Consider the following 3,211-nt stretch of genomic DNA (forward strand, 5'->3'; position numbering starts at 1 on the left):
TGGCTGACGGGGGCGCGGCCCGAGCGGCGAGTTCGCCGCCCCCGTCAGCCAGACCCCGCCGCTGCCCGCCGTGGACGACTTCGCAGCGCTCGACCTGCCCGCGCCGCTCCTCCGCGCCCTCGGCGAGCAGGGTGTGTCGGCACCCTTCCCGATCCAGGCGGCGACCCTGCCGAACTCGCTCGCCGGCCGTGACGTCCTCGGACGCGGGCGCACCGGCTCCGGCAAGACCCTGGCCTTCGGTCTGGCGGTACTGGCCCGCCTCGCCGGCGTCCGCGCCGAGCCCCGCCGGCCGGCGGCGATGGTGCTCGTACCGACCCGTGAGCTGGCGCAGCAGGTGACCGACGCGCTCGACCCGTACGCGCGGGCGCTCGGGCTGCGGCTGACGACCGTGGTCGGCGGCGTCTCCATCGGGCGGCAGGCCGCCGCCCTGCGCACCGGGGTCGAGGTCGTCGTCGCGACGCCCGGCCGGTTGAAGGACCTCATCGAGCGCGGCGACTGCCGTCTGGACGACGTCGACATCACGGTCCTCGACGAGGCCGACCAGATGACCGACCTCGGCTTCCTGCCGCAGATCACCCGGCTCATCGACCAGACCCGGCCGGACGGACAGCGGCTGCTGTTCTCCGCCACCCTCGACCGCAACGTCGACAGCCTCGTCCGGGGCTATCTGCGCGACCCGGTCGTGCACTCCGTCGACCCGTCCGCCGGCGCCGTGACGACGATGGAACACCACGTCCTGTACGTGCAGGACGCCGACAAGCGGGCCACGGCCACCGAGATCGCCGCCCGCGACGGGCGCGTGATCATGTTCCTGGACACCAAGCACGCCGTCGACCGGTTCACCCGCCACCTGCTCAAAAGCGGCGTGCGGGCGTCGGCGCTGCACGGCGGCAAGTCGCAGCCGCAGCGCAACCGCACCCTCACCCGGTTCAAGGACGGCGAGGTGACCGTTCTCGTGGCCACCAACGTGGCGGCGCGCGGCATCCACGTCGACGACCTCGACCTGGTCGTCAACGTCGACCCGCCCGGCGACCACAAGGACTACCTGCACCGGGGCGGGCGCACAGCCCGCGCCGGCGAGTCCGGCAGCGTGGTCACCCTCGTCCTGCCGCACCAGCGGCGCGACGTCGACGGGCTGCTCTCGGACGCCGGTGTCACACCGCGGGCGACCGCCGTGCGCTCGGGCGAGGCCGAGCTGAGCCGCATCACCGGCGCCCGGGCGCCGTCCGGCACGCCCGTCGTCCTCGCGCCGCCGACACAGCCGACACAGCCGAAGTCGGCGTCGTCGAAGTCGGCGCGGGCGGGCGGTGCCGCCGGCCCCGCACGGTCCCGTGGCGGCGCCTCCCGTCGTCGGCGCGGCGGCGGAGGCGGTGGAGGCGGCGGCACCGCCGCTCCGGCCGAGCGCCGCCCGCGCTCCCGCCGCCGCTCGGCGGGCGCGTGAGCGTCCGCCCCGCGCGGCCGGAGCCAGAACGCTCCCGGGCGCCGGGAGTCCACGTCCCGCCCACCGCTACGACAGCAACTGTGAGGTTCCCGTGCGCTGTGTGATCGCCCGCTTCCCGTTCGACTTCGTGATGAGCGAGGTACAGCAGATGATGTCCGGCGTCCGGCCGGAGCCGGCCGTCGGGCCGTGCGTGGTCATCGGCCGCCGCACCTACCCCGTCAAACAGGTCGGCGAGGTGATCACCAGGCAGGACCGACGCGACTTCACCGCGTTGGAGGTCACTCGTGCGCTGACCCGCCTCGGCTTCACCTGTGTGACCCACAGCGCCGTCCCGGCACCCACCACCGACCCCCTGGACTGAGGGCCCGTCGAGGGCGTGCCGGACGGGCGGCGGCTCAGCCGTCGGTGTAGCTGAAGTCGCCGACCGTCCAGGCGCTCACGTCCTTGATGGCGACCCGGTACATGCCGCCCGTCTCCGGGATCCCCAGGGTGCCCTGGAGGATCCTGGCGACGTGGAAGTGCAGGTGCGTCGGGGCGGCCGTGGGCTCCTCGTCGGTGCGCTCGCCCGTGCCGGGCGGTGCGAAGACCTCGGCGAACACGCCCAGTTTCTCGGAGTCCCGCAGGATCTCCGCCACCCGCTCCCGCCACACCGCTTCGGGGGCGAGTCGTCCGGTGATGACGGCGCCGTTCACGACCACGGTGAGCGACATCTGGTTGGACCGCTGCGACTCGACGGTGGCCGCCACGTCCACAAGCAGGCCATCAGGCTTGGTCATGCCCTGACCCTACAACCCGCCCGGCGTCCATGGGGTCCCCCCAGGGCCTGTCCGCCGGACAGACCCCGGCCCCGGCACCCGCCGCACACCCGCCGCGTCCGGCGCGTCCGTCGCGCCGAGGCGGCGGGTTTTGTCTCGCTCGACCCCGGGAAGGCGCGACTTCGAGCCGCTGATAGCGGTGATTGTCGCTTATGTGCCCTAGCGTAGGAAAGAGCGGGAACTGTCGGTAAAGGGGATGTGTTGTGAGCGACCTGATCCTCCTTCAGGGCGGGCCGGCGCTCCCGGCCGCGACCGTCGCCGCCGCGGTGTTGCCGACGCGAGGCCTCACCGGGGCTGACGGGCCGCCCCGGCGTCCCCCGGCCGGCCGGTCCGATGCCCGGTCCGGCGGCCGGCGCGGTCCGGCGCGGCGCTCCGGGGCCGACGGATCAGCCACGGCCCGCTCACGGTGACCGCCCAGGCGGCGGCTCTGGTCGGCTCGCTGGCGGCCATGTGGGCACTGGCCGCCGTGGCGCCGCTGATCGAACGCCGTCTCGGCCGGGAGACGGGATACGTGCTGGCGGCGGCGCTGCTGATTCTCGCAGGGCTGCTCGGCGTCGTCGCCCGGGACCCGCTTACGGGTGCGCCCACCAGCGCCGAGTGGCGCTGGAAGCCCTCCCTCGAAGTCGCATTCAGCCTGCGACTCGACGGTCTGGCCTGGCTGTTCTGCCTGCTGGTGCTCGGCGTCGGCGCGCTGATCTTCGCCTACTGTGCGCGCTACCTCCCGGAGGACGAGCCGCACGGCATCTTCTACGCGCAGCTCACCGCGTTCGGCGCCGCCATGCTCGGCCTCGTCCTCGCCGGTGACATGGTGCTGCTCTTCGTCTTCTGGGAGTACGCGAGCAGGGCTTTGAGATCGTGTTCCCGTAGGGCCTGGAGGGCGCCGAGTACGGCGGTGACCAGGCCGACGACCGTGAGGGTGAGGGACCAACCGGGCTGCTCCGCGTACACCGCGGAG

At 73.7% G+C, this 3,211-nt stretch carries 3 protein-coding genes and 2 pseudogenes; 3 read left to right on the plus strand and 2 right to left on the minus strand.

Translation table 11 applies throughout. The annotated features are described in order from the left end of the window. Positions 1–19 precede the first annotated feature (19 nt). Positions 20–1,441: pseudogene (locus tag FNX44_RS25335) on the plus strand (DEAD/DEAH box helicase); the annotation flags it as partial. A 91-nt stretch (positions 1,442–1,532) separates the two neighbouring features. Next, entirely contained in the window at positions 1,533–1,802 is a 270-nt protein-coding gene (locus FNX44_RS25340) for an SCO5918 family protein (protein ID WP_143651320.1), read from the plus strand. Positions 1,803–1,836: 34 nt separating this feature from the next. On the opposite strand, the gene FNX44_RS25345 is transcribed toward FNX44_RS25340, so the two are convergent. Then, positions 1,837–2,217, minus strand: coding sequence for a GvpU-like protein (locus FNX44_RS25345; protein ID WP_143651321.1), 381 nt, complete (start codon positions 2,215–2,217; stop codon positions 1,837–1,839). Between the two features lie 487 nt (positions 2,218–2,704). On the opposite strand from FNX44_RS25345, the pseudogene FNX44_RS29840 reads away from it, so the two are divergent. Further along, positions 2,705–2,983, plus strand: a pseudogene (locus FNX44_RS29840) (hypothetical protein); the annotation flags it as partial. A gap of 20 nt (positions 2,984–3,003) precedes the next feature. Here FNX44_RS29840 and FNX44_RS29845 read toward each other — a convergent pair. Further along, positions 3,004–3,204, minus strand: a complete 201-nt coding sequence (locus FNX44_RS29845) for a proton-conducting transporter transmembrane domain-containing protein (RefSeq protein WP_369123541.1) — start codon at positions 3,202–3,204, stop codon at positions 3,004–3,006. Between the last annotated feature and the right edge of the window lie 7 nt (positions 3,205–3,211).

It is taken from the genome of Streptomyces alkaliterrae, assembly GCF_007097205.2.
Classification (GTDB): Bacteria; Actinomycetota; Actinomycetes; order Streptomycetales; family Streptomycetaceae; genus Streptomyces; species Streptomyces alkaliterrae.